Annotated in this window: 21 protein-coding genes; 5 read left to right on the plus strand and 16 right to left on the minus strand. The window is 71.9% G+C overall.

Annotation, left to right across the window (positions count from 1 at the left end):
- Positions 1-34 precede the first annotated feature (34 nt).
- Positions 35-676, plus strand: coding sequence for a phosphoribosyltransferase (locus STSP_RS01435; RefSeq protein ID WP_067270938.1), 642 nt, complete (start codon positions 35-37; stop codon positions 674-676).
- A 67-nt stretch (positions 677-743) separates the two neighbouring features.
- Here STSP_RS01435 and STSP_RS01440 read toward each other — a convergent pair whose 3' ends face one another.
- From STSP_RS01440 to STSP_RS01480, 9 genes are all read right to left on the minus strand, one after another.
- Positions 744-1,193: a YbhB/YbcL family Raf kinase inhibitor-like protein gene (locus STSP_RS01440; protein ID WP_067270903.1), complete on the minus strand. Its 450-nt coding sequence runs from the start codon at positions 1,191-1,193 to the stop codon at positions 744-746.
- Between the two features lie 58 nt (positions 1,194-1,251).
- Positions 1,252-1,635, minus strand: coding sequence for a DUF6479 family protein (locus tag STSP_RS01445; RefSeq protein ID WP_332835344.1), 384 nt, complete (start codon positions 1,633-1,635; stop codon positions 1,252-1,254).
- 132 nt (positions 1,636-1,767) lie between these two features.
- The gene (gene nrfD, locus STSP_RS01450) at positions 1,768-2,802 is read right to left on the minus strand and encodes an NrfD/PsrC family molybdoenzyme membrane anchor subunit (RefSeq protein WP_232789482.1); all 1,035 of its coding nucleotides are present in this window, start codon (positions 2,800-2,802) and stop codon (positions 1,768-1,770) included.
- A complete protein-coding gene (locus tag STSP_RS01455; RefSeq protein WP_067270905.1) occupies positions 2,799-3,704 on the minus strand; it encodes a 4Fe-4S dicluster domain-containing protein in 906 nt (301 codons plus the stop codon). Before STSP_RS01455 ends, nrfD begins: the two co-directional genes overlap by 4 nt.
- Positions 3,701-6,973: a formate dehydrogenase gene (fdh, locus tag STSP_RS01460; protein WP_067270907.1), complete on the minus strand. Its 3,273-nt coding sequence runs from the start codon at positions 6,971-6,973 to the stop codon at positions 3,701-3,703. Before fdh ends, STSP_RS01455 begins: the two co-directional genes overlap by 4 nt.
- A gap of 256 nt (positions 6,974-7,229) precedes the next feature.
- Positions 7,230-7,601, minus strand: a complete 372-nt coding sequence (locus STSP_RS01465) for a DUF6479 family protein (protein ID WP_067270946.1) — start codon at positions 7,599-7,601, stop codon at positions 7,230-7,232.
- 362 nt (positions 7,602-7,963) lie between these two features.
- On the minus strand, positions 7,964-8,746 hold the full coding sequence (locus STSP_RS01470; protein ID WP_067270909.1) for a cupin domain-containing protein: 783 nt from the start codon (positions 8,744-8,746) through the stop codon (positions 7,964-7,966).
- Entirely contained in the window at positions 8,740-9,675 is a 936-nt protein-coding gene (locus STSP_RS01475) for a DUF6807 domain-containing protein (protein ID WP_067270910.1), read from the minus strand. The genes STSP_RS01470 and STSP_RS01475 overlap by 7 nt, the downstream gene beginning before the upstream one ends.
- A complete protein-coding gene (locus tag STSP_RS01480; RefSeq protein WP_067270913.1) occupies positions 9,672-10,781 on the minus strand; it encodes a Gfo/Idh/MocA family protein in 1,110 nt (369 codons plus the stop codon). The genes STSP_RS01475 and STSP_RS01480 overlap by 4 nt, the downstream gene beginning before the upstream one ends.
- Before the next feature lie 269 nt (positions 10,782-11,050).
- Between STSP_RS01480 and STSP_RS01485 the strand changes: the two genes are divergently transcribed.
- Positions 11,051-12,397, plus strand: a complete 1,347-nt coding sequence (locus STSP_RS01485; RefSeq protein ID WP_067270915.1) for an amidase — start codon at positions 11,051-11,053, stop codon at positions 12,395-12,397.
- Positions 12,398-12,433: 36 nt separating this feature from the next.
- Here STSP_RS01485 and STSP_RS01490 read toward each other — a convergent pair whose 3' ends face one another.
- A complete protein-coding gene (locus STSP_RS01490) occupies positions 12,434-12,958 on the minus strand; it encodes a GNAT family N-acetyltransferase (RefSeq protein WP_078066798.1) in 525 nt (174 codons plus the stop codon).
- 107 nt (positions 12,959-13,065) lie between these two features.
- Positions 13,066-13,239, minus strand: coding sequence for a hypothetical protein (locus STSP_RS38100; RefSeq protein ID WP_107441161.1), 174 nt, complete (start codon positions 13,237-13,239; stop codon positions 13,066-13,068).
- A 610-nt stretch (positions 13,240-13,849) separates the two neighbouring features.
- Here STSP_RS38100 and STSP_RS01495 point away from each other — a divergent pair.
- Positions 13,850-14,446, plus strand: coding sequence for an HD domain-containing protein (locus STSP_RS01495; protein ID WP_067270950.1), 597 nt, complete (start codon positions 13,850-13,852; stop codon positions 14,444-14,446).
- A gap of 169 nt (positions 14,447-14,615) precedes the next feature.
- On the opposite strand, the gene STSP_RS01500 is transcribed toward STSP_RS01495, so the two are convergent.
- The 4 genes from STSP_RS01500 to glgA all read right to left on the minus strand — a co-directional run bounded on the left by STSP_RS01500 (position 14,616) and on the right by glgA (position 20,173).
- Positions 14,616-16,085 (minus strand): SDR family NAD(P)-dependent oxidoreductase, encoded by a 1,470-nt coding sequence (locus STSP_RS01500; protein WP_067270917.1) that lies wholly within the window; start codon positions 16,083-16,085, stop codon positions 14,616-14,618.
- A gap of 84 nt (positions 16,086-16,169) precedes the next feature.
- A complete protein-coding gene (locus STSP_RS01505; protein ID WP_067270919.1) occupies positions 16,170-17,552 on the minus strand; it encodes a wax ester/triacylglycerol synthase family O-acyltransferase in 1,383 nt (460 codons plus the stop codon).
- A gap of 214 nt (positions 17,553-17,766) precedes the next feature.
- The gene (glgC, locus tag STSP_RS01510; protein WP_067270922.1) at positions 17,767-18,984 is read right to left on the minus strand and encodes a glucose-1-phosphate adenylyltransferase; all 1,218 of its coding nucleotides are present in this window, start codon (positions 18,982-18,984) and stop codon (positions 17,767-17,769) included.
- A gap of 34 nt (positions 18,985-19,018) precedes the next feature.
- Entirely contained in the window at positions 19,019-20,173 is a 1,155-nt protein-coding gene (glgA, locus tag STSP_RS01515) for a glycogen synthase (protein WP_067270924.1), read from the minus strand.
- Positions 20,174-20,573: 400 nt separating this feature from the next.
- Between glgA and STSP_RS01520 the strand changes: the two genes are divergently transcribed.
- Positions 20,574-21,716, plus strand: a complete 1,143-nt coding sequence (locus STSP_RS01520) for a DMT family transporter (RefSeq protein WP_232789483.1) — start codon at positions 20,574-20,576, stop codon at positions 21,714-21,716.
- Here the strand turns inward: STSP_RS01520 and STSP_RS01525 are convergent.
- Complete coding sequence (locus STSP_RS01525) at positions 21,706-22,731, minus strand: M23 family metallopeptidase (protein WP_067270929.1); 1,026 nt, start codon at positions 22,729-22,731, stop codon at positions 21,706-21,708. The two genes, STSP_RS01520 and STSP_RS01525, sit on opposite strands and share 11 nt — an antisense overlap.
- 332 nt (positions 22,732-23,063) lie before the next feature.
- On the opposite strand from STSP_RS01525, the gene gndA reads away from it, so the two are divergent.
- Positions 23,064-24,503: an NADP-dependent phosphogluconate dehydrogenase gene (gene gndA, locus STSP_RS01530; protein WP_067270932.1), complete on the plus strand. Its 1,440-nt coding sequence runs from the start codon at positions 23,064-23,066 to the stop codon at positions 24,501-24,503.
- Positions 24,504-25,219: the final 716 nt, after the last annotated feature.

Consider the following 25,219-nt stretch of genomic DNA (forward strand, 5'->3'; position numbering starts at 1 on the left):
CGCTCAGGAGTAGCACTCGGAAGGAGTGGAGTCCATGCAATTCCGTGACCGGAGGGAGGCCGGCCAGATACTGGCCGAACGGCTCCGGGTACTGCAGGAGAAGGGTGCTCTGCCGGAGCCGGTCGTTCTGGCCCTGCCACGCGGCGGCGTCATCGTGGCCGAGGAGGTCGCGCGGGCGCTCCAGGCCCCGCTCGACGTGCTCGTCGCCCGCAAGATCGGGGCACCCTTCCAGCCGGAGCTGGGGGTGGGCGCCATCGCCGGCGACGATGCGCCGCTCTTCGACAAGCGGACGCTGGACCAGCTCGGCCTGACCGAGGTGGAGCTGGCCCCCGTGGTCGCACGCGAGCGCGAGGAACTGCGCCGGCGTGAGGGGCTGTACCGCCAGGGCAGGCCTGCCCTCGAATTGGAAGGCCACACGGCCGTCGTCGTCGACGACGGGGTCGCCACCGGCGTCACGGCCCGGGCCGCGCTGCGTTCGCTGCACCAACGGCACCCCGAGCGCATCGCTCTGGCGGTCCCGGTGTGTTCACCGGAGGCGTTCGGCCTCCTGCGCCACGAGGCCGACGACGTCGTGTGCCTGGACCGGCCCAGCCCCTTCACGGCGGTCGGGCTCTGGTACGAGGACTTCGAGCAGGTGACGGACGACGACGTGCTGGCGGTGCTGCAGCGGCAGTGACCAAGGATGAGCCGGCAGCCGCCGCGAGATCACCCGTGATCCCGCGGCGGTACACGCAGTCGGGTTGTCAGCGCTGATAGAGCCCGACCAGCGTGCCGCTGGCCAGTTGCTGACGGTCGAGCACGCCATGGATGTCGTCGGCGGTCGCGTCGTCGGGGAGCGACACCGGCGCCGGGAGGGCGTACAGCCGGAAGAAGTAGCGGTGCGCCTTGTCTCCCCTCGGCGGGTTCGGGCCGCCCCAGCCCAAGCCTCCGTAGCCGTTGCGATGAGCGTGGCCGGGCTTCGTCTCGCCGGTGTCGAGACCGTCGATGCGGGGATCAATCCCGGTCACCAGCCAGTGGACGAAGGTCCCCGACGGCGCGTCGGGATCTTCGCAGAGCACGGCCAGCTCCGCCGCGTCGTCCGGCACTCCGGACCAGGTCAGAGGCGGCGAGACGTCGTCGCCCTCTTTCGCGTACCGCCGCGGGATCACCGCGTGATCCGAGAACGCGGCGCTCTTGAGTTCGATACCAGCCATGCGCCCGGAGTACCCCGGCAGGCGCCACGCATGCAGCTGGCGGCACGCATGCAGCCGCTCATCCCGTGCGGCCGATGCCGCCGCTGCCGAACCCGCCGCTGGAGCCGATGCTCCAGCGTCTGCGGTACTGGGCCGTGCTGCGCCTGTTGGGCGTGCGGCCGAGTTCGTACGGCATGAGGCGTCCGCGGTCGGTGGGTACCTCGTCCGGCTCGCGTACCTCCCAGAGGTCCAGCGGGCCTTCGTCTTCGGCGGTCACGCGTGGGCCCTCGGACCGAGAGGCCCGGGCTGCCCCGGGTGTACGTCGCCGGTTTCTGAGGCTCATCCGTACCACCCAGACCAGGGCCGCGGCAGCGAACAGCCCGGTCACCAGGGGGGCGACCCGGACGGACGTCGGCGTACGCAGGGGCATGTTGTCCACGTTTGTTAGCTTCATGCCCACCATGTACCCGGCACCTCGGTCACCACTCAGGTAACGTCCCGCATCCTCGCCGGTACGAGGTGTGGCCGCGGGCGCGGCAATCCGCGCGGGCCGAGGCCCCGCGGTCAGCCCCCGCCTGGGCCGAAGGCCACGCGGTCAGTCCCCGCCTGCCTCGGCCTCCTGCCTCGCGGCCTTGGCCTCCCTCTGCGGGACGACCGTGTACGCAGGGTCCTCGGCCGAGGCGATCCCCGCGGCGAACACGCCGAAGCGCACGGCCGCGGAGCCGGTCAGCAGGGCGATCCCGCCGACGGCGGCAGCGGCGCGGCTGCGGCCGCCGCGCAGCGCAGCGAGCGCGGCCCCCGAGGCGCTCAGCAGCTCGGCGCTCTTCAGGAGGGCACCGGCCCGCCCTGTCCGGTAAGTCTCGGCGATCATGCCGAGGCGCCGTTCGGCGGCCCTCCTGATCGCGCTCTCGGCGGCGGCCGCCAGGACGCCGGCGCAGCGGGCCGGGGCGTTCTCCCGGGTGGGGCCTGCCACGAGGGCCATCCCGGCCGCGGCGGCGGTCGCGGATGCGCCGAACAGGTAGGGCAGTTCGCGGTGCGCGCCGTGCCAGGCGGGTACCGCCGTGTCCGCCGCCAGCACCCCCGTGTACGTGGCGACGCCCGGCCCCAGGAGCGCCGCCGCGCCGGTCGCCGCCGCTCCGGCGCGGGGCAGCCTCCCGGTCACTGCACTCGCGGCGGCCGCTCCGGCGGCGGGCCCGTAGGCGGCGAGCAGCCACGAGCCGACGCTCATGGGCGAGGTCGGTTTGAACACGCGCAGCATGTTCACGAACCGCTCGGGCTTGCCCAGGTCGTGCACGAGGGCGGTGGCCGAGAGCGAGACGGCCGCGAGGGAGGAGATCTTCATGGCGGTCGCGGTGGTCGTACGGCCCGTGAGGTGCGCCCCGGCGGCCAGCACGGATCCGGCTCCCGCGAGCCCGCCCAGGAAGAAGTACCCGGCGATGTCGCGGGGCGACCAGGCGGGGGCCTTGATGACGGGCCTGCCGTAGTACGAGCGGAACTCGGCCCGGGGCACCATGAGTTCCTCGCCCCGTCGGCGCCTCCCGCCCTTGGTTCCCTGCAGGGCCTCCGGGGCGGCCTCGCGCCCGGGCCGCTCCCCGCGAACCCCGTCCCTGGTGACGTCGGAACCGCTCACCGCCTCGCCCTCCTCCCCGCCAGTGCGGGCAGCGCGAACGACGCGAGGAAGCCGCCCGCGAGGGACAGCGCGGCCGCGCCCGCGTGCTTCCACATGGCCGGAAGGTCGCGCGTGGTGACCACCGGGTCGGGTGGCAGCCCGTACACCTCCGGCTCGTCGAGCAGCAGGAAGAACGCACCGTCGCCGCCGACCCCGTCGTCCGGGTCATGGCCGTAGAGCCGGGCGTCCGCTACACCCGCCTTGTGCAGTTCGTCGACGCGGAGCGCGGCTCGCTCGCGCAGCTCGTCCAGGGGCCCGAACTGGATGGAGTCGGTCGGGCACGCCTTGGCGCAGGCGGGTTCCAGGCCGGTGCCGAGACGGTCGTAGCACATGGTGCACTTGAAGGCGCGGCCGTCGTCCTGCCGCTGCTCGATCACGCCGTAGGGGCAGGCGGGTACGCAGTAGCCGCAGCCGTTGCAGATGTCCTCCTGGACGACGACCGTGCCGAACTCGGTGCGGAACAGCGAGCCGGTCGGGCAGACGTCCAGGCAGGCGGCGTGGGTGCAGTGCTTGCAGACGTCCGAGGACATCAGCCAGCGAACCTCGCCGTCCCCGTCACCTGAGGGCTCGGCAGCAGCGGGTTCCCCTGCGACGAGCGGCAGTTGGGTGCGCCCCTCGGGGGCCGGAACCCGAGCCGGCACCTTCTGCTCGATGAACGCGACATGCCGCCAGGTCGACGCCCCGAGTCCCCCTGTGTTGTCGTACGACATACCGGTGAGGGAGAGGCCGTCCTCCGGGATGGCGTTCCACTCCTTGCACGCCACCTCGCAGGCCTTGCAGCCGATGCAGACCGAGGTGTCGGTGAAGAACCCCACCCGCTCTGGGGCTTCGGACGCGGTAGGCGCTTCGGGCGCTTCGGTCATGTCCGGGCCTCCGTTCCGGTGGTGTCGGTGATGCCGGCCCGCCGCCGGTACTCGGCGACCAGCAGCGGCAGGTCGGGCCCGCGCGGGCGGCGGCCGGCCCGGATGTCCGCGGTCAGCGCCTTGTCCTCCTGGATGTGGGCGTTGGGGTCGAGGGCGATGGCGACGAGTTCGTTGGCGGCGTCGCCCGGGACGGTGCCGTTGGGACCCCAGTGGAAGGGCAGGCCGATCTGGTGCACCGTGCGCCCGTGCACGGTCAGCGGCCTGATCCGCTCGGTCACCAGCACCCGGGCCTCGACGGCCCCCCGGGCGCTCACGATGGTCGCCCAGCCGCCGTTCTCCAGCCCGCGCTCGGCCGCGAGCGCCGGGGAGACCTCGCAGAAGAACTCCGGTTGCAGCTCGGCGAGATGGGGTGTCCAGCGGCTCATTCCGCCCGCGGTGAAGTGCTCGGTCAGCCGGTGCGTGGTGACGACGTACGGATAGACGTCGGCGCCCGGTTCGTCGCCGCTGGGGTGGTACCGGTTGCCCTCGCGCCTCAGCAACTCCCGTACCGGCGACCGAGGAGTCTCGGGATACAGGGCGTTGCCGAACGGCGAGTCCTGCGGTTCGTAGTGCGTGGGCAGGGGTCCGTCCTCCAGGCCTGCGGGGGCGTAGAGCCAGCCCTTGCCGTCGGCCTGCATGATGAACGGGTCGTCGCCGCGCAGCGCGTCGGGCCCGGTGGCGTCGTCGGGAGGTACGTAGCCCGGCGGGCGGTCGGGCAGGAAGTCGGGGTTGTCGTGCCCGGTCCACTTCCCGGCGGCCTCGTCCCACCAGACGTAGGCCTTGCGTTCGCTCCAGGGCCTGCCGTCGGGGGCGGCGGAGGCCCGGTTGTAGAGGATGCGGCGGTTGGCGGGCCAGGCCCAGGCCCATTCGGCGGCGACCCAGTCCTGCTCCGTGTGCGGCTTGCGGCGGGCGGCCTGGTTGACGCCGTCGGCGAAGATCCCGCAGTAGATCCAGCAGCCGCAGTTCGTGGATCCGTCGTCCTTGAGTTCGGTGTAGGAGCTGAGGGGTGCGCCGTCCGGGCCGTGGCCGTTGATCTCGCCGAGCACGGCGGCCGCCACCGGCTCCCGCAGCACGCCGTCCACCGGGTAGTCCCAGGTCAGGTCCTTGATCGGCTGATCCATCGGGTCGGTGGAGCCGGCCAGCCGCTCCTTGATGCGGCGCCCGAGGTGGTACATGAACCACAGATCGCTGCGCGCGTCGCCCTCGGGCTCCACGGCCGCCTCGTGCCACTGCACCCACCTGTTGGTGTTGGTGAAGGACCCGGACTTCTCGGTGTGCGCGGCGGCCGGGAAGAAGAACACCTCCGTGCCGATGTCCTCGGTGCGTAGCTCGCCCGTCTCGATCTCGGGGCCGTCCTTCCACCAGGTCGCGGACTCGATGAGCGAGAAGTCCCGCACGACGAGCCAGTCGAGGTGGGACATGGCGAGCCGCTGCAGCCGGGTGTTGGCGGAGCCGACGGCCGGGTTCTCACCCATCAGGAAGTAGCCCTTGCAGACGCCGTCGAGCATGGTGGCGACCGTCTCGTACGTACTGTGCGAGCCGGTGAGCCGCGGCAGATGGTCGAAGCAGAAGTCGTTCTCGGGCGTGGCCGCGTCGCCGTAGTACGCCTTGAGGAGGCTTACGAAGTAGGCGCGCATGTTGCCCCAGAAGCCCTTGTCCGTGCGGGAGGCCCGGATGAAGGAGTCGAGGTCCTCATGCGCGTGGGCGTGCGGCATGGGCAGATAGCCGGGCAGCAGGTTGAACAGCGTCGGGATGTCGCTGGAGCCCTGGATGGAGGCGTGGCCGCGCAGCGCCTGGATGCCGCCGCCGGGGCGGCCGATGTTGCCGAGCAGCAGCTGCAGGATGCTCGCGGCCCGGATGTACTGTGCGCCGGTGGTGTGCTGGGTCCAGCCGACCGCGTAGGCGAAGGAACTGGTCCGGTCGGGGCCGGAGTTGGCGGTGAGCTCGTCGCAGACCCGCAGGAACGTTGCGCGGGGGACGCCGCAGATCTTCTCGACCATCTCGGGCGTGTAGCGGGCGTAGTGGCGCTTGAGGATCTGGTACACGCAGCGGGGGTGCTGGAGCGTCTCGTCGCGCTCGGGGCGTGCCGCGGCCCGGGGGCCTCCGGAGCCGTGGGTCTCGGCGCCGCCGGCCGCGTGGACCCGGTCGTGGCTGTCGCCGGCGGGCTGATGCCACTCGTACTGCTCGTCGACCGCGCCGATCGGCTGCTGCACCTCGGTGTTCTCGTACTGCCAGCTGCGCGGGTCGTAGTGGTGGCGGTCCGGATCCAGGCCGGAGAAGACGCCGTCGAGGTCCTCCGTGTCGCGGAAGTCTTCGCTGACGAGCGTGGCGGCGTTGGTGTACGCGAGGACGTACTCGCGGAAGTCCTTCTCCTCGGTCAGCACGTGGTTGATGATCCCGCCGAGAAAGGCGATGTCGGTGCCCGCCCGGATCGGCACGTACAGGTCGGCGAGCGCGCTGGTGCGGGTGAAGCGCGGGTCGACGTGGATGATGCGGGCGCCGCGCGCCTTGGCCTCCATGACCCACTGGAAGCCGACCGGGTGGGCCTCGGCGTAGTTGGAGCCCTGGATGACGATGCAGTCGGAGTGCTGCTGGTCCTGCATGAACGTGGTGGCGCCGCCGCGGCCGAACGAGGCGCCGAGTCCGGCGACCGTGGAGCTGTGGCAGACCCGCGCCTGGTTCTCCACCTGGACCACGCCGAGTCCGGTCAGCAGCTTCTTGATCAGGTAGTTCTCCTCGTTGTCGAGGGTGGCCCCGCCGAGGCTGGCGATGCCGAGGGTGCGAGCGGTGCGCAGGCCGTCGTGCTCCCACTCCCAGGTGCGGCGGCGCGTTTCGACGACCCGGTCGGCGACCATGTCCATGGCCGTCTCCAGGTCGAGGGGCTCCCAGTCGGTGCCGTAGGGGCGGCGGTAGAGCACCTGGTGGCGGCGCGACGGACCGGTGGTGAGCTGGAGGCTGGCCGAGCCCTTCGGGCAGAGCCGCCCGCGGCTGACGGGCGAGTCGGGGTCGCCCTCGATCTGTACGACCTTGTCGCCCTTGACGTACACCTGCTGCCCGCAGCCGACCGCGCAGTACGGGCAGACACTCTTGGCGACCCGGTCGGCCGTGGCGGTGCGCGGGCGCAAGGTCTGGGTGCGGTGGGAGGTGACGGAGCTGCCGCGGCCCGAGGGATCGGTTCCGGTGAGCTGCCGCAGGACGGGCCATGAGCGAATCGGTCCGGGTATGGCCATGGCGTCCTCCCAGGTGGCTGCTGGCCCCGTCGCTCCAGGGGGTCACGGTCGGTGGCCCCTCAACCCGGGACCGTGTCCCCTGGCGGTCCCGTTTCAAACGACCACGGCTACAACCATGGTTTTGCCCCGTTTTGATGCTATATCCATGGATTTCCAGTACGCAGCTTGGGCGCCTGGCGCGAGCTGTGGCGGGTCGGCGCGCTGGCCGCGGCCGAGCGCACCGTCGCCCAGCTCGACGCACGACAAGTGGCCGTCCTCATGGCTTGCTGCCGTGGCCGCCGCTTCCGAAACCCCCACTGGAACCGCCGCTCCAGCGCCTGCGCCGCTGATCCCCGCCCCGTTTGCCGCCGACGTTGCCGAAGCCGGGCGACTCATGGGGCGTGAGCCGCGTGTCTCCCCTGGGCACCTCATCCGGCTCCCGGCTCTCGGAAGCCTCGCGAACGGGCCCCGACGCAGGAGGTCGCGGCTGCTCCTCGGGGCGCGGCGGGGCGGACTCCCGGTTCCGCACCCTGATGCCGAGCCAGACGGCGGCGATGAGTACGGCGACGATGACCACGCCCACCAGGAACGGGGCGATGCCGCTCAGCACGGGGTTCGTGGCCGCGATGGCCGTGTCATGTGCTGTCATGCGGCCCCGGGTACCCCGCGCGACGACGGACTCACTTCCGTCTCGCCGCGAGGCCGGGAGGCCGCGATCCACTGTCTGGGTCCGGCCCGGCGACACCTTCCAGTACGTCATCACGGTGCACGGACACCGGCTCCAGCACCCAGACCCTGCTGGCCGGGGCGGGCGCGGTGGGGATGACGGCCCTGGGAGCCGGGCTCAAGGTGATGGGACGCAGGAGCCGGAACGGGCCGCGCGGTTCGGGGCGGCCCGGCACGTACTGCCGGCTGTGACGCGGGCCGGCGGCCCTGGGCGCAGCCCTTCGCCGACGGGCCTTGGGCGCAGCCCCTTCGTACCGCGCACCGCGCCCGGGGCCGCTCCGCCGACTACTCGCCGCGGTACGGCAGCGTCGTGCCCGGCAGCTCGTATTCGTCGCGGCGGCCGCACATGCCGTAGCCGCCGTGCCGGGTCGGCCCGGCGTCGTACGCGTCCGCGTCGGTGAGGTAGGCCGGATCGCCGGATTCGAGAGCGTCGAGCTGCGCGCCGGTGCGCTCGGCCGCGGCAAGTGCACCGGCCCGCCACAGCTCGCGCCAGGCGGGCACCTTGGCGCGTACGAGCCGGGCCGCGGCCCGCTGGAACTCCAGGTACGGGCCGTTGTCGCCCTTCTCGAGGGCCTCGCGCAGAACGAGGTAGCCCTCGATGGCCAGGTCCCGGCGGCGCCGGGCCGCCTGCTCCGCCTCGGGGCCGGTCTTTGCGGGCAGCGCCGCGGCGGCCGCGTACCGCTCGGGGTCGGCGAGCACCTCGGGCGGGAACGTGAAGACGGCGTCACCGGCCTCCGGCAGGCCGCTGTTCTGCATCAGCACGGTGATCCGCAGTCTGCCGCCCTGCACCATGCGGTGCACGGTGCCCGGTGTGAACCACGCGACGGAGCCGGGCTCCAGCGGTGTCTCCCGGTACCCGGCCGGGCTGAGGGTCTGGACCGCTCCCCGGCCGCCCGTGACGACGTACGCCTCGGTGCACACGAGGTGCAGATGCGGGCTTCCGCCGCACACGCCGTCCGCGGCCTCCCAGTCGTAGGCGCTCAGGTGCGACAGGCCCACGGCTCCCGGCAGAGGGCGCGGCAGAGCCGGGCTCAGCGGCGTGGGGTTCACCGGGCCGGAGTTCACCATGGCAGGGCCTCCAGATAGGCGGCGACCCGGTCGCGGTCCCATGCGCCGTCCGCGACGACCACCCGGTAGCGGTAGGTGAAGGACTCGCCGGGCGGAAGCGCGAACTCCTCGAAGAACGCCCAGGAGAACGCGACGGTCGGGATCGGTTCCGAGCGTACGAACCAGTGTGACGCGTGGATCGCGGTGGACTCGAGGTTCTCCGGCGCATGGGCGAAGACCAGCGTCGAGTGGGCGTCGACGTCGTCGCGTTCGGCGGTGAAGGCGAGCCAGGGGCCCTGGGTGCCCATCAGCTTGCCCGCGTCCGCGCCCTCCGCGCGGTCGGGTCCTTCGGGGCCGAAGACGGCGCCACCGGTGAAGTCGCGGGGGCCGCGCCACTGCAGCCCGGTGTAGCCGGCCATCTCGCGGCCCGCGGTCGTCGGGGAGCCGAAGTGCAGCGGTTCTTCACGGATGTTGGTGAGCTTGATCGTCCAGTCCAGGGCCCAGGCGCCCGCCTCCTGGTCGACCGAGTGGACGGTGATGCCGCGCTGCTCACGGGCCCACTCCTGACCGCCGTTCGCGACCCAGGTGAGGTCCTCGGCGAGGGTGAAGCGGTCGTCCTCCAGCGCGAGGACGGGGAACCCGTCGTGGCGCATCGAGCCGACCCGCTCGGGCAGCTCCTGGTAGCCCTCGCCGTGGATGTAGCTGTTGCCGCCCCAGAAGTTCTGCCCCGACAGATGGCTGGCGGTCATCTGCAGGCCCTTGTGCCAGCGGTGGTCGTTGGGCCGGTAGCCAGTGACCTGGTGTCCGGCGAGGGTGCGCAGCGGGTGGATGTACGGCTTGCGGGACTCGAAGGCGACCGGGTCGGGCCGGTACACGTACCGCAGCAGTTCGACGCCGCCGGCCTCGACCGAGAGGTGCTCGCCCTGGGTGTGGATCAGCTTGATGGTCATCGCGCGGGGCTCCAGTCGGGGTGGTTTCCGTGCATGGCCGTGTAGTAGGGGTCGCCTTCGACGATCTCGCCCGCGTGCACCGGCGCCCCCGTGAAGGCGGCCTTGTAGAGGGCTGCTGCGAATTCCATGGTGCTGCGTGCGTCGGTTCCGCTGCCCGGGGGCCGTACGCCCGCTTCGTAGGCGTCGAGGAGGGCGCCGAGCTGTGCGGCGTGCGAGCTCGGTACGTCGGCCGCGGGCGTGCGCCAGGATGCGGTGCGCTGGGCGGGGATGTGCGGGGCGGCGGTGTACACCCAGTCGTCGTTGCTGTGGCCGTACAGGTGGGTGAGCTCGACCGTCGCGTTGGCGCAGTCGATGCGGATGCGGCTCACCTCGTGCGGGGACACGACGCTGTTGACCACAGTGGCGAGGGCGCCGTTCGCGAAGCGCACCAGCGCCGTCGAGACGTCCTCGCTCTCGGTGTCGTGGACCAGCCGGGACGCCATGGCCCGCACCTCGGTCCACTCGCCGAGCAGGTGCAGCAGGAGGTCGTACTGGTGGATGCCGTGGCCCATGGTCGGGCCGCCGCCCTCGGTGGCCCAGCGGCCGCGCCATGGCACCGCGTAGTACTCGCTGTCGCGGTGCCAGGTGGTCTGGCAGTGGGCGACCAGCGGGGCGCCGAGCTCGCCGCTCGTGATCAGTTCGCGGGCGTGCACGGCGCCGGAGCCGTAGCGGTGCTGGAAGACCGCCGAAGCGTATGCCCCGGAGGCCTGCTCGGCCGCGGCGATGTCGTCGTACTCGGCGAGGGAGAGGCACAGCGGCTTCTCGCACAGCACCCAGGCGCCCGACTTCAGCGCAGCCACCGTCTGGTCGCGGTGCAGGGACGGCGGAGTGCCGATCAGGACGAGGTCGGGGCGCTCGGCGTCGAGCATGCCGCCGAGATCCGTGTAGCCGGCGACGTGACCACCCGCGAGCCCGCGGAACGCTTCGAGCCGGTCCGGGTCGATCTCGACGGCGGCGACCAGCTCGGTCCGGTCGGCGTGGGCCCGCAGCGCTGTCAGATGACTGCCGCTGACGATGCCTCCGGTACCGACGACGGCGACACGGAGGCGACGGGGCTGGGCGGACATGGAGGGGGCTCCTCGAACGGCTAGATCGAATTATGAAAGCGCTTGCTGCAGAGGACCTTAGGTAGTGGGTGATCGTTCACACAAGCCCCCGGACACAGTCTCGCGCGCTCGATGCGTGACCGGACGGTGACATCTGACACATCCAGTACGGGCCCTTACGGACCGGCTTCTCCGGCCCGTACAGCTCTCGACGCGGCACCCGCGGCCACGGCACAGTGATCTCCGCACCCGTCAGGGGCACTCCAGGTGCCCACAGCCGAGGAGCCGCCGTGACCACCTGGGTCGGCCGTACCGCCGCCGAGATCGCCGCTGCCGTGCGCGAGGGGCGGGTCACACCACGCGACGTGGTCGCGGAACACTGCGCGAGGATCGAGCAGCTCGACGGGCGGATCGGCGCGTTCCGCCACGTGCGCGCCACGGAGGTCCTCGCGGAGGCCGACGAGGTGGGGGCGCGCCCCGATCTGGCGGAACTCCCCCTCGCGGGTGTGCCCGTGGCCGTCAAGGACAACCTCGCGGTACGCGGCGAGGCCACCCGCAACGGCTCCGCCGCCACCGACAAGACGCCTGCGGCGAGCGACCATCCCACCGTGGCCCGGCTCCGCGCTGCCGGAGCCGTGGTGGTGGGGCTGACCAACGTGCCGGAGCTGTGCGTCTTCGGCACCACCGAAGGGGTGCACGGCACGGCCCGCAACCCGTGGGACCCCACGCGCACGGCGGGCGGGTCGTCGGGCGGCTCCGCGGCCGCCGTCGCCGCGGGCATGGTGCCCATCGCCCTCGGCAACGACGGGATGGGTTCGCTGCGCATTCCGGCCGCCAACTGCGGGCTCATCGGGCTGAAGCCGGGCCCCAGGACCGTCCCGGCGGGTATCGGCAACGGCGACTGGTTCGGGATGTCCGAGAACGGCCCGTTGGCGACCACGGTGGAGGACGCACGGCTGCTGCTCTCCGTACTCGCGGACGCCGCTCCGGCACCCGGACCCGGGCCGTCGTCCCCGCGCAAGATCGCCGTGTCCGTGCGCAGTCCGCTGCTCGGTGTGCTCGTCACGCGTCCGTACGCGGCCGCCGCACGCGAGGCGGCCGACGTGCTGTCGGACGCGGGCCACGAGATCCGCCGCGCCGACCCGCCCTACCCGTGGTGGCTGGCCACGACGTCGCTCGCACACTGGACCGCGGGTACCGCCGTGGATGCCCAGGGCCTCGACCCGCGGAGGCTGACCCGGCGGACGCGCGTCCATGCGGCGGTCGGACGCCGTTTGCTCGGCGCGGTGCGGCGGGGCGATCGCCGGGAGCAGCTGCGCCGGCTCATGGAGCCGTTCTTCGAGGAGCACGATGTGCTGCTCACCCCCGCGCTGGCGCGGCGCGGCCCGGCGGCCGCGCCCTGGCACGAGCGCGGCTGGCTGCGGAACGTGCTGGCCAACACCCGGTACTCGCCGCTGACTCCGCCGTGGAACCTGACCGGCTGGCCCGCGATGTCGGTCCCCTTCGGGACCCTTCCCTCAGGCGCGCCCTGCGCCGTCCAGCTGGTGGGTCCGCCCGGATGCGAGCAGGGGCTGCTGGATCTGGCCGGGCAGCTGGAGGAGCTTCGCCCGTGGGTGCGCACGGCGCCCTCGCCGTGATCTCTGCGGGCCGTACGCATACGCTCCGTACCGGCCTCAGAGCGCGCGGTACATGATGTGCAGGCCCACCAGCCCGTGCCGTGGGTGCTCGTACGCGTCCGGGACGGTGCCCAGGATGGTGAAGCCGAGCGAGGTCCACAGCCGGACCGCCGGGTTGGTCTCCACCACGGCGTTGAAGACCATGCCGGTGTAGCCGTCGGCCTTCGCCTGCTCGAGGACGTGCTCGGCGAGCCGGCGTCCGATGCCGCGGCCCGCATGGTCGGGGTCGACCATGAAGCCGGCGTTGGCGATACGGGCGGCCGGGCCGCCTGCGCCGTAGTTGGGTCCGACAGACGCGGAGGCGACGATAACGCCGTCGTCGTCCTCCACGACGTGGACGCGTTTGCCCGCGCCCATCCACAGGGCGCGGGCCTTCTCCTCGGGGGTGTCGGGGTCCCAGGAGTAGGTCTCCCGGGCAGCGACGGTCTTCCGCCAGAACGGCCAGATCTGGGACCAGTCGGCGTCCTCGCCGTTCCTTTCACCCTCGCCGTGCTTACCGGTTCCCGCGTCTCTGATCAGCATGGACACGAGTCTTGCATGGTCGCGTCCATGCTGGTCAACGGGTTTCCGGAGCGGCTGTGGGCGGCTCCGGCAGGGAATGCGGAGCGACCGGTGAGTGGGGGTGACGCTCAGTCGACGCTGGGCAGGATATGCGGCTCCGCAAGGTCGTCTTCGTAGCCCGCAAGCCGGATGGGGGCCGACCGGGCCCACACGTCGAGGCTGCCGAGTTCTTCGGGTCGGCGGCCCGCGCGCTCCGTGCGTTCCTTGGGGCGCTTGTCGCTCTTCGCCTTCTCTGGTGTCACCGCGCACTCCTTCTGTGTCGGGTAACCCCGGACGTACCGCCATGGCCCGCCGCTGCCGGGCGCCGGCGCCGCCCGATGGGCTGCAATTTCTGGGCAGTTCGGTCGCGGTGGCGCCGGTTCTGGTGGGAATGGGCCGTGGTGGCCGGCTTGTCCCGGGACGGACCATGGGTGTTGGTGGAACCCACTGGAAGGTCCGTCTCCCCCAGGGTAACCATATGAGCGGGTGCCCGCTCGATGGGGCTGAAAACTGGCACGACCGTGTCTGGTTTGCCGTGATTTCACTCAGCCATGGTCTGATTCTCACCCAACTCCGCCCGATCCGCTTGCTATCGCCAAGCCGGGGAGCGATCGCAGGATCGCGCGAGCCGCATGCGCGCGCAGATGCGCGCACAGGGAGCAAAGGCGCACGCGACGCAGGTCCGCAGGCATGCACATGCAGAGCCGCAGGCATGCACATGCAGAGCCGCAGGCATGCGCATGCAGATAGCGAAGGCGCACCGTTAAGGCGCCGTTGGCTGCCTCGACAGACGGCCGTGCTGTGCTGACCGTACCGGCAGTCCGGAACCCGTGGGAGGAGTCGCGCATGGAGCGGATGAAGAGCACGGAGGACATCGAACTGCGCAGCGTCGAGGAGCTGATGGACGTCCTGTACGCCTGCCGTGGCGCATGGGACACCCCGGACCGCACCGGCGATCCGGTCGATCTCCACGACCATGCGCTGCAGACCGCCGCGCTGCTGCGCCGCTCCCACCCCAGCGACAAGGAACTCCAGGTGGCAGGCCTGGTGCACGACATCGGGTACCTGCTGCGCCCAGGCGACGAGGCCGCACACGCGGATCACGCGGCGTTCGCGGTACGGCCGCTGCTCGGTGACCGCGTGGCCCGCCTCGTCCGTCTCCATGTGCCGGCCAAGCGCTATCTGGCGGCGACGGACCCGTGGCACGGACTGTCGCCGCAGAGCGCCCTCACGCTGGAGCTGCAGGGCGGCGCGATGACGCCTGCCGAGGCGAGGGCCTTCGAGTGCGACCCGATGGCCGAGGACGCGGTGACCTTGCGGCAGGCGGACGACTCCGCGAAGGTCGCCGGGCTCGACGCGGGGGTCATGGAGGACTGGCGACCGGTGCTGGAACTGGTGGCGGCGGCCCAGCGCTTCCGGCCCGGAGGAGCGGGCCTCCCGGCCAACTCCGCGGCTCTTCCCCGAGGCTGACGGTCACTCACATTTCCTGACCGGCCGCCGCTGCTCTGGGCGCCTCCTCAGACGTGGTCACCCGGGAGTGGCACGGGGTGCCCTGCGTCGCAGGGGTGCCGCTGTGCCCACCCGTGCCGCCCCTAGCGGCACGACTGCCCACAGCGGTGGCGTGCAGCTCCCGGCGTCGTCACCACTTTCCGGGCGCGTAGTCCTTCAGGAAGACGCCGTACAGGTCCTCGCCCGCCTCGCCGCGCACGATCGGGTCGTACACGCGCGCCGCACCGTCGATCAGATCGAGCGGGGCGTGGAAGCCGGCCTCGGCGAGGCGGACCTTGTCGGGGTGCGGGCGCTCGTCGGTGATCCAGCCGGTGTCGACCGCGGTCATCAGGATGCGGTCCGTGTCGAACATCTCCTTGGCGCTGGTGCGCGTCAGCATGTTCAGGGCGGCCTTGGCCATGTTCGTGTGCGGGTGGCCGGCGCCCTTGTAGCCGCGGCCGAAGACGCCTTCCATGGCGGAGACGTTCACGACGTACGCGCGGCCGCCGTGGGTGCGGGCCGCCGCCGCCATCGCCGGACGCAGCCGGCTGATCAGGATGAAGGGGGCCGTGGAGTTGCAGAGCTGGACCTCGAGCAGCTCGACGGGGGTGACCTCTTCGACGGTCTGGACCCAGCTGTTGGTGTCGTGCAGGTCGGGCACCAGGCCACCAGCGTCGATCGCCGTACCGGCCGCGATGCGCTCCAGGGACGCGGAGCCGGAGACGAGCGCGAGCTCGGTGACGTCCTGCGCCGTGAGCGCCCCTCCCCCCGCCACCGGGAGCTCGGCGACGGCGCCGGATCCGAACGTGCCGATCACCTCGGCAGAGGGCAGCTCACCCGCCGGCAGCGGCGCCGCCTCGGCGGCCACGAGTTCGCTGTAGGCCTGCGGAGAGCGGCGTACGGTCTGCGCGGCGTTGTTGATCAGGATGTCGAGCGGGCCTGCGGCGGCGACCGAGTCGGCCAGCGCGAGGACCTGGGCCGGGTCGCGCAGGTCGATTCCGACGATCTTCAGCCGGTGGATCCACTCGTCGCTGTCCGGCATCGCCTTGAAGCGGCGGATCGCGTCGTTCGGGAAGCGCGTGGTGATCGTGGTGTGCGCGCCGTCGCGCAGCAGCCGCAGAGCGATGTACATGCCGATCTTGGCGCGGCCGCCGGTGAGCAGTGCCCGCTTGCCGGTGAGGTCGGTGCGGGCGTCGCGGCGGGCCCGGTTCTCGGCGGCGCACGTCTGGCAGAGCTGGTGGTAGAAGACGTCGACCTCGACGTATCGCTGCTTGCAGACGTAGCAGGACCGCGGGCGCTGGAGTATGCCCGCGATCTCGCCCTTCGCGCTGGACGAGGGCAGGATGCCCTGCGTCTCGTCGTCGATCCGCTCGGCCGAGCCGGTCGCCGTGGCTTCCGTCACGGCCTTGTCGTGCGCGGTCTTGGCGGCCCGCCGCTCCTGGCGGCGCCGCTGCTTCACGGTGCGGTAGATGCCGGAGGTGGCACGCCGCACCGCGATCGCGTCAGGGTGGTCGACATCCAGCTTGTCGAGCTCCTCGAGCACCGCGAGGCAGACAGCGAGACGTTCGGGGTCGATGCCCGGACCGTACTCCTGGTCCTGGCTGTCCTGTGTCACCGTCATCGCTGTCTGTCCTCGTATTGCTCGCGCACCCTGACGTTCCAAGAGCCGAACTTTACGTAGGCACGCGTGTTCCCACCAAACCGCTCACTCCACGGCGACCCTCCTCCGCGCCTCGGCCTCGGCGAGCCCGGCCAGCTCCGCCAGCTCGTCCCGCAGGGCCTGGGCGAGCCGGTCCAGGTCGGGCACGGCGTCCGCGTCGGCCACCAGGCCGTAGTGCACCTGGCTGCGGTACGTCGACACGGCGACCGCGAGGGACTGGCCCCGGGCCAGCGGCGCGAGCGGATAGACCTCGGCGAGCGGGCAGCCGCCGAGCTTCAGGCCGAGGCTGGGCAGCGGCACGCTGGTGACCAGGATGTCGAACCACAACCGGGCCGCCTGTCCGACGACGGGCCCGCCCAGCTTGTGGCCGAGCGCCGGCACATGGTCGGCGAGCAGCGCCACGGCGCCCGCGCCCCGGTTCGGTCCTGCGTCCTTGTTGCGGTCCATGGCGGTACGCACGGTCCGCAGCCGCGCGAGCGGATCCGGATCGGCGACAGGGAGCCGTATCAGGTACCCGGAGAGCCGGTTGCCCTGCGGGTGCGCGGTGCGCGGCCTGCGCCGGGAGACGGGGATGAGCGCGCGGGGTTCGACGCCCTCGCTGCCGTCGCCGCGCTGGTCCAGCCAGCGGCGCAGCGCCCCTGCGACGACGGCGATCAGCACGTCGTTGACGGTGCCGCCGGCCGCCTTGCGTACGCGGTGGACGTCGTCGATGTCGAGGGCGACCCCGGCGGTCCGCCGGGTGCCGGTGGCCCGCGAGGTGAGCGCCGGAGAGGAACGTACGTCCCAGGTCGCGCGTGCCACGGAGGCGCCGATGTCGAGCGCCTGTGTGACATCGGCGACAGCCTCCCTCAGCAGCCCTGGCAGTCTGCGCGGAGCCAGGTCGCCGAGGGTGAGCGGCCGCACGCCCGGCAAGGGCAGCCGGAGACCGCGCGGGGGCTCCTCCGCCGGACGGGGGCGGGCGGGGGGCAGATCGACGGGGTCCATCACGGCCGCCGCGAGCGTCAGGGCGCGCAGTCCGTCGGCGAGCGCGTGGTGGAACTTGAACAGCACGGCGAAGGACGTGCCGTCGGCGGCGGGCAGGACGTGCGCCTCCCACGGCGGCCGGCACCGGTCCAATGGCCGCTCCATGAGGGCACCCGCGGCCGCGTGGAAGTCCCGGACCGGTCCGGTGAGCCGGACGTGGTCGACCGGGTCGAAGCCGCGGTCGGGGACGCGGGCCGCCCCGCCGACCGGCAGCAGGACGTCGCGGATTCTCATCCGCAGGCCGGGGACGGCGGCGGCACGGGTGGCCAGGAGTTCGGCCGCGTGCTGGGCGGCGGAGGGCGAGTCCGCAGTGAACACGCCGAGCGCACCGAGGTGCATCGGGTGTTCGGCGGACTCGATGTTCCAGAACGCCAGGTCGAGTGGTGCCAGCAGGTCAGGAGTCAACGGCTTGCCTCGCGTGGACGACGGTGAGCCTGCAGTCAATCGGCGGCAAGCGATTACGGTCAAGTACGATCAGGCTACGCTCAGTTAAAAGCAGATTAATACCCGCCCCCGCGGGAGCGGTGTGACACGTGGGACCCATGACATGCATATCGGCCGCGAACCGCGGGTTCTCCACGGTTCGCGGCCGACCGGCGTACGAAGTCCCGCTCCCGGGTTACAGCACCTGCTGTCCCTTGCCGAGGGCGATGACGCCTCCCTTGGAGACGGTGTACAGCTCCTGGTCCCGCTGAGCGTTGACCCCGATGGCCGCGCCCGCGGGAACGTCGACGTTCTTGTCGAGCACGGCGCCGCGCACGACCGCACCGCGCCCCACGTGGACGTTGTCGTGCAGCACCGAGCCCTGGACGACGGCGCCCTCCTCCACGACCACGCCCGGCGAGAGCACGGACCGGGTGACCTGGCCGCGGATGATGCAGCCGGGGCTGACGATCGACTCGCTCGCGATGCCGCCCGCGACGAACTTGGCGGGCGCCAGCTGACCCGAGTGCGTGTAGATGGGCCACTGCCGGTTGTCGAGGTTGAACACTGGCTGGTCCGCGATCAGGTCCATGTGGGCTTCGTAGTACGCGTCGAGGGTCCCCACGTCGCGCCAGTAGCCGTGGTCGCGCGGGGTCTCGCCCGGCACGTGGTTGCCGTCGAAGTCGTAGACGTGGGCGACACCCTGCTCCGTGAGCATCGGCAGGATGGAGCCGCCCATGTCGTGCACCGATTCCTCGATCTCCGCGTCCTGCTGGAGTGCGTCGATGAGGGTCTTCGTGGTGAAGATGTAGTTGCCCATCGAGGCGAAGACCTTGTCCGGGGCGTCCGGCAGACCGGGCGGGTCGGCGGGCTTCTCCAGGAAGTTGCCCACGCGGATGCCGTCGGGGGCCGGCTGGATGACGCCGAAGGCCGAGGCCTCGGCGCGCGGCACCCGGATGCCGGCGACGGTGACTCCGGCACCGCTCTCGATGTGCTGGCTGAGCATCTGCCGCGGGTCCATGCGGTACACGTGGTCGGCGCCGAACACCACGATGTAGTCCGGCTGCTCGTCGTACACGAGGTTCAGGGACTGCAGGATGGCGTCCGCGCTGCCCAGGTACCAGCGGGGGCCGAGCCGCTGCTGGGCGGGGACCGGCGTGACGTAGTTGCCCAGCAGGCTCGACATCCGCCAGGTCGTGGTGATGTGCCGGTCCAGCGAGTGCGACTTGTACTGCGTCAGGACGCAGATGCGCATCATGCCGCCGTTGACCAGGTTGGAGAGCACGAAGTCGACGAGCCTGTACGTGCCGCCGAACGTGACCGCCGGCTTGGCCCGGTCGGCGGTCAGCGGCATAAGCCGTTTGCCCTCGCCACCTGCCAGGACGATTCCCAGCACATTGGGTCCACCGCGCATCGCGCCCCCTCTGCCGCCCACGCCGTCGCCGGCGTCATACCGTTTTCTCGTACACCTCGACCGTGCGCCGGGCCACCGTGTCCCAGCCGAACTCGCGCACGGCCCGCTCTCGTCCGGCCTCGCCCATGCGTGCCGCTTCCCCGGCATCCGCGACGAGCCGGTTCAGGGCCTCCGCGAGACCCTCTTCAAAACGTTCCTGCTCGGTCGCCGCGTAGGGCACGAGAAGACCGCTCGTGCCATCCGCGACGACCTCCGGTATGCCGCCGACCGCCGACGCCACGACGGCCGTGCCGCACGCCATCGCCTCCAGGTTCACGATGCCCAGCGGCTCGTACACCGACGGGCAGACGAACGCCCGCGCATGCGTGAGGAGTTGGACGACCTCGCCGCGCGGCAGCATCTCGGGGATCCAGAACACCCCGTCCCGCAGCGGCCTCAGCTCGTCCACCAGGGCGCGGAACTCCTGGCCGATCGCCGGGGTGTCGGGGGCGCCCGCGCACAGGACGAGCTGTGCGGCGGGGTCCAGCCGGCGCGCGGCGCGCAGCAGGTGGGGCACGCCCTTCTGGCGCGTGATGCGGCCGACGAAGAGGACGTACGGCCGGTCGGGGTCGATGCCGATGCGCTCCAGGACGTCCGTGCCGTGGTCGGGCTGGTACATCTCGGAGTCGATGCCGTTGTGGACAACGTGCACCTTCGCCGGGTCCAGGGCCGGGTAGCAGGTGAGGATGTCCTCGCGCATCGCGCCGGAGACGGCGATGACGGCGTCCGCGGCCTCGATCGCGGTGCGCTCGGCCCAGCCGGACAGGGCGTATCCGCCGCCGAGCTGCTCGGCCTTCCAGGGACGCAGGGGCTCCAGCGAGTGCGAGGTCACCACGTGCGGGACGCCGTACAGCAGCTTGGCGAGATGGCCGGCCAGGTTGGCGTACCAGGTGTGGGAGTGGACGATGTCGCGGCCCTCGAGCGCGGCCGCCATCGACAGGTCCACGGAGAAGGTGCGCAGGGCGTCGTTCGCCGTGTCCAGGACGGGCCACGGGCGGTGGCGGTGGACGCCGTCGGTGGCGCCCTCGCCCCAGCAGTGCACCTGCAGGTCGGTGAGCGCCCTCAGCTCGCGGGCGAGGAACTCGACATGGACCCCCGCGCCGCCGTAGACGTCCGGCGGGTACTCCCGGGTGATCAGCCCCACTTTCACGCAGAACCCCCAGTTCCCTCAGCCGGCTCCTCCTTCATGGTCACCCACTTGGGGCTGTTGCGGAAGAGCGCAACGGAGCCTGTTCGCCGCGAGGGCCGCCCGCGGAGGCGTCCGGGGTGCGGCGGGTGCGGGCGACGGCACGAGGCAGCTGTGTCGAGGCCCGGGCGGAGGGGGTGGTGAGGCACGACAGCAGTAGAGCAAGCGGCAGCAGGCACGTCGCCTGTCACGAGCGGGCCCGCCGTCGGTGTCACCCACCCAGGGGAGGACCCGGGGCCCGTCGTACTCCATCGGCAGTACGACGTGATGCATGCCCAGGGACGACGACGTTAACGATCTCGGACGGCATCGTGGAAGGCATGACAGACGACCGTGCGCCGGAGCCCGTGACGAGGAGCGCCCCATGAGTGCCCTCGCGCTGTCCGTGCTGCTCTCCCTGGTCTCCGCCGTCGCCTATGCAGGCGGAGCGATCGTGCAGGAGCGGGTCGCGGCGGGTACGCCGGACCAGCCGTACGCGCCGATGCGCAGTCCGGGCTGGTGGGCGGCGGTCGCTCTCAGCGGCATCGGCGGCCTGCTGCACGTGGTCGCGCTCGCGTACGGCCCGTTGAGTCTCGTACAACCGCTGGGTGCGCTGACGATCGTCTTCGCGCTGCCCATGGCGGCCCTGTTCGTGCGCCGTCGCGCCGGGGCCACCGCGTGGCGCGGCGCCCTCATGGCGACCGTCGGCCTCGCGGGTCTGCTGTCGCTGACCGGTTCGGCCGGGTCGCACTCGCTGGACGGTTCGCAGCGGCTCTCCGTGGGGCTGGCCACCGCGGGCGGGATCGTCGCGCTGATGGCCGCGGCACGCGCGGCGCACCGGCACCCCGCGGTGCGCAGTGCGCTGCTCGCGGGAGCGGCGGGTGTCGCGTTCGGCGTCTCCTCGGTGTTCACCAAGACGGTCGCGGTGGACTGGACGGCCGCCTCGCCGATCGCGGACCTGCCGAGCCTGCTGGTGATAGGCGCGCTGGCGACGGCGGGGATGCTGCTGTCGCAGGCCTCCTACCGCGGTGCGGGGCTGGCCGCGCCACTGGCAACGCTCACCGTCGTCAACCCGGTCGTAGCGGCCGCGATCGGCATCACGATGTTCGGGGAGTCCTTCCGCTACGGCACGACGGGCACGGTGATCGCGCTCGCGTGCGGCGTCGTGGCGGCGGGCGGGCTGATCCTGCTCACGACGGAGCGGATCAGCAGCGACGCCGAGGGCCGGCGCGGCGCGAGGGCGCCGGTGGCGGCCGGAGGGCCGGTGGTCTCCGCTGAGCTGGTGACCTCGGCCCGGCCAGTGGTGTCCGCCGAGCCGGTGGTCCCCGCCGAGCCCGTGGTCCGCTCCAGGCCGGCGGTCTCGGCCGGGCCCCTGGGTGAGCCGCTGCCTGCGGTTCCGGTGCTTCCGGGACTTCCGGTGGTGCCGGGACCTCCGGTGGTGCCGGGACCTCCGGTGGTGCCGGTCGTGCCCGCCGCGCCGGTCACCGTCCCTTCCGCGGCGGCGATGCAGATGTCGCTCAGATCGTGACCCCGCCGGCCCGCAGATAGGCGAGCGGGTCGATGTCGGAGCCGAAACCGGGCCCGGTCCGCACCTCGAAGTGCAGATGCGGGCCCGTGCTGTTGCCCGTGGAACCGGAGCGCGCTATGCGCTGGCCGCTCACCACGTTCTGCCCCGCCTTCACGGTGAGCGCCGATAGATGCGCGTACTGGCTGTACTTGCCGTCCGCGTGCCGGATCACCACCTGGTAGCCGTAGGCGCCGCCCCAGCCCGCGGACACGACACGCCCGGCAGCGACGGCCTTGACGGAGGTGCCGGTGGGCACGGGGAAGTCGACCCCCGTGTGGTAACCCTTCGACCACGAGCCGCCGGCGGCGCGGTACGGGGTGCTGGGCGAGGCGGCGACGGGTGCGGCGAGCCGGCGCGTCTCGTGCTTTGTGCCTGTCCCGGCCCTCGTGTCGCTGCCATTCGCCGCCTGCGAGGGCGCCTCGGACGTCGCCTCGGACGTACGGTCGTCTGAACGCCCGTCGGAGTCCTTGCTCTTGTCCTGCTTGCTCGAAACGTGCGCGTCGTCCGTGCCCGGTGTGGCCGAAACCCGTAGGGAGAGCCGCTGTCCGGGGATGATCAGGTTCGGGTCGGATCCGACCGTCCTACGGTTGACCGCGTACAGCCGCTGCCAGCCGCCCCGCACCTGCCGCGCCTCGGCGATCCCGGAGAGGGTGTCGCCGCGGACGACGGTGTACATCTCGGCCGTCCCGGCGCCCGACTGCGGTGTGGTCTCCGGTCTGACGTCCTTGACGTCGCGTTTCCTGTTGCCCTGCGGACTGCTCGCCGTACCGGTGCCGGAGGTGTCGCCCCCACGGTCCCCGCAGTCGTTGCCCGACTCGCAGGCCGCGGCCTTGTTCCAGGTCTCCACGTCGGCGGCATGCGCCGTGCCGGTGCCGATCAACGGTATGGCCATTCCGGCGCCACCGGCGGTGACGGTGAGCGATGCGCGGTTGATCCGGTTCGGCTGGTGACGGCGATGGCGACCGCGTACGGCCATGGGAAGCCCCCCTTGCTTCTCACTTGCGACGTACGAGGGCCGTCCCTGCACCCCCGCGGCATCAGGCGCCGCAAAAGTAGACGCCGGGAACACGCCGTGACAAGACAGCAATCGGCCGCTCAAATCCCTTCCGCGCACACCGAATTGCCCGGAAGGCCCGCCTGCACTGAACGGCCCGGCAACGCCCGACGTATGTCCCCTCGGCGCGCCGAAGGAAATTCACTGCGTGCGGTTTCCGCGCGGGGCGGCACAGTGTCGCCCCGGACAGAGCACGCCGCGGAGCCATACTGGCCGTCACGACCGGCATTCCCGATTCCAGGAGCTACAGGCACATGAGCACTTCAGCCCAGATCGGCGTCACGGGGCTCGCGGTCATGGGGCGCAATCTCGCCCGTAATTTCGCGCGGAACGGCTACACCGTCGCCGTGCACAACCGCACCGTTTCCAGGACACAGGCCCTCATGAACGAGTTCGGGGACGAGGGGGATTTCATCGCCGCCGAATCGGCCAAGGAATTCGTCGCCGCGCTGGAGCGCCCGCGCCGCCTGGTGATCATGGTCAAGGCGGGCGGGCCGACCGACGCGGTGATCCATGAGTTCTCCCCGCTCCTGGAATCCGGCGACATGATCATCGACGGCGGCAATGCGCACTTCGAGGACACCAGGCGCCGCGAGAAGGAACTGCGCGACCGCGGCATCCACTTCGTCGGCACCGGCATCTCCGGCGGCGAGGAGGGAGCGCTGCACGGGCCGAGCATCATGCCGGGCGGCTCGCCGGAGTCATACGCCTCGCTCGGTCCGATGCTGGAGAAGATCTCCGCGAAGGCCCCGGACGGCGCCCCCTGTGTGACCCACGTCGGCCCGGACGGCGCGGGGCACTTCGTGAAGATGGTGCACAACGGCATCGAGTACGCGGACATGCAGCTGATCGCGGAGGCGTACCAGCTGCTGCGGGACGTCGCGGGCTACTCCCCCGCGCAGATCGCCGACATCTTCCGCACCTGGAACCAGGGGCGGCTCGACTCGTATCTGATCGAGATCACGGCGGAGGTCCTGTCGCACAAGGACGTCATGACGGACCAGCCGTTCGTGGACGTGGTGCAGGACCAGGCCGAGCAGAAGGGCACCGGCCGCTGGACCGTGCAGATCGCGCTCGACCTGGGTGTGCCGGTGTCCGGCATCGCGGAGGCCGTGTTCGCGCGGTCGCTCTCCGGGCACACGGACCTCCGCAGAGCGGCACGCGGACTCGCGGGCCCCAAGCCGCAGCCGCTGGACAGGACCGAGGCGGGCCGGTTCGCCGACCAGGTCGAACAGGCGCTGTACGCGTCGAAGATCGTGTCGTACACGCAGGGCTTCCACGAGATCGCGGCGGGCAGCCAGGAGTACGGCTGGGACATCGACCTCGGCGCGATCGCCTCGATCTGGCGCGGCGGATGCATCATCCGCGCGGCGTTCCTGGACCGCATCCGGACCGCGTACGGCGCCCGTCCGGACCTGCCGAGCCTCCTCGCCGACCATGGCTTCGCGCGCGAGATCGGCTCGGCGCAGGACGACTGGCGCGCGGTGCTGGTCGCGGCGACACAGCAGGGCGTGCCGACGCCCGGCTTCTCGGCGGCGCTCGCGTACTACGACGCCCTGCGCGCCGAACGCCTGCCGGCCGCGCTCACGCAGGGCCAGCGGGACTTCTTCGGCGCGCACACCTATCGGCGTACCGACCGTGAGGGTTCGTTCCACACGCGGTGGGGCGGAGACAGGTCCGAGATCCCGGCGTAGGACTCACCCGGGCCAGGAGACAGGCCCGGGCTCCGGGTCCGGCACCGGGTCGGGACCCGGCGGTTTGGGGATCGGCGACGGGGGTGGCTGCGGCACGGGGTTGGGTTGAGGACCTGGGCCTGGCCCTGGGCCTGGGCCGGGTCCTGGACCGGGTCCTGGGCCGGGTCCTGGACTCGGACCTGGGGCAGGCCCTGGACCCGGTCCGGGCCCGGGCGCCGGGTCCGGGCCCGGGTGGGGCTCAGGACTCGGCGCCGGGTCCGGGTCGGGGACGGGGCCCGGCGGCGGATCGGGTTGCCCGGGGCCTGGTGTCGGACCAGGCCGGACCGGGTCGGGGAACGGATGGGTCATGGCGCGCCTCCAGCGTCGACACGTCGACTTTCTGGACTTGTCCCCCGCGTACCCTGCGGTTTGCCGCCCACTCACTCCGTCGATGGACAGGGCTGGGCCCTCCGGGGGCTGCCAGCGCTTGGCCCACCGGGGGGTGCGTGAGGCCGTACGCAAGGGCACCCGCCGTCGTGGGTTGTGCCCACCCTCCCCCAGCTACCGCTGGGAGGTGCCCCCAGCCCTGCGGAACGACTGCCCACAACGGTCAGCGGCGCCTGCCCACAAGCGGCCAGGCAGCGCGAAGGCCCCTCGCTTCTGCGAGGGGCCTTGCTTGTCTGTGCGCCGCCAGGGACTCGAACCCCGGACCCGCTGATTAAGAGTCAGCTGCTCTA

The sequence above is a fragment of the Streptomyces jeddahensis genome (assembly GCF_001642995.1).
GTDB lineage: Bacteria > Actinomycetota > Actinomycetes > Streptomycetales > Streptomycetaceae > Streptomyces > Streptomyces jeddahensis.

Bases quoted from the DNA above. Each gene is read 5' to 3' on its own strand.
- STSP_RS01435 (WP_067270938.1), top strand. From the start codon at position 35: ATGCAATTCCGTGACCGGAGGGAGGCCGGCCAGATACTGGCCGAACGG.
- STSP_RS01440 (WP_067270903.1), bottom strand. From the start codon at position 1,193: ATGGCTGGTATCGAACTCAAGAGCGCCGCGTTCTCGGATCACGCGGTG.
- STSP_RS01445 (WP_332835344.1), bottom strand. From the start codon at position 1,635: ATGGTGGGCATGAAGCTAACAAACGTGGACAACATGCCCCTGCGTACG.
- STSP_RS01455 (WP_067270905.1), bottom strand. From the start codon at position 3,704: ATGACCGAAGCGCCCGAAGCGCCTACCGCGTCCGAAGCCCCAGAGCGG.
- fdh (WP_067270907.1), bottom strand. From the start codon at position 6,973: ATGGCCATACCCGGACCGATTCGCTCATGGCCCGTCCTGCGGCAGCTC.
- STSP_RS01465 (WP_067270946.1), bottom strand. From the start codon at position 7,601: ATGACAGCACATGACACGGCCATCGCGGCCACGAACCCCGTGCTGAGC.
- STSP_RS01470 (WP_067270909.1), bottom strand. From the start codon at position 8,746: ATGGTGAACTCCGGCCCGGTGAACCCCACGCCGCTGAGCCCGGCTCTG.
- STSP_RS01475 (WP_067270910.1), bottom strand. From the start codon at position 9,675: ATGACCATCAAGCTGATCCACACCCAGGGCGAGCACCTCTCGGTCGAG.
- STSP_RS01480 (WP_067270913.1), bottom strand. From the start codon at position 10,781: ATGTCCGCCCAGCCCCGTCGCCTCCGTGTCGCCGTCGTCGGTACCGGA.
- STSP_RS01490 (WP_078066798.1), bottom strand. From the start codon at position 12,958: ATGCTGATCAGAGACGCGGGAACCGGTAAGCACGGCGAGGGTGAAAGG.
- STSP_RS01500 (WP_067270917.1), bottom strand. From the start codon at position 16,085: ATGACGGTGACACAGGACAGCCAGGACCAGGAGTACGGTCCGGGCATC.
- glgC (WP_067270922.1), bottom strand. From the start codon at position 18,984: ATGCGCGGTGGACCCAATGTGCTGGGAATCGTCCTGGCAGGTGGCGAG.
- STSP_RS01520 (WP_232789483.1), top strand. From the start codon at position 20,574: ATGAGTGCCCTCGCGCTGTCCGTGCTGCTCTCCCTGGTCTCCGCCGTC.
- STSP_RS01525 (WP_067270929.1), bottom strand. From the start codon at position 22,731: ATGGCCGTACGCGGTCGCCATCGCCGTCACCAGCCGAACCGGATCAAC.
- gndA (WP_067270932.1), top strand. From the start codon at position 23,064: ATGAGCACTTCAGCCCAGATCGGCGTCACGGGGCTCGCGGTCATGGGG.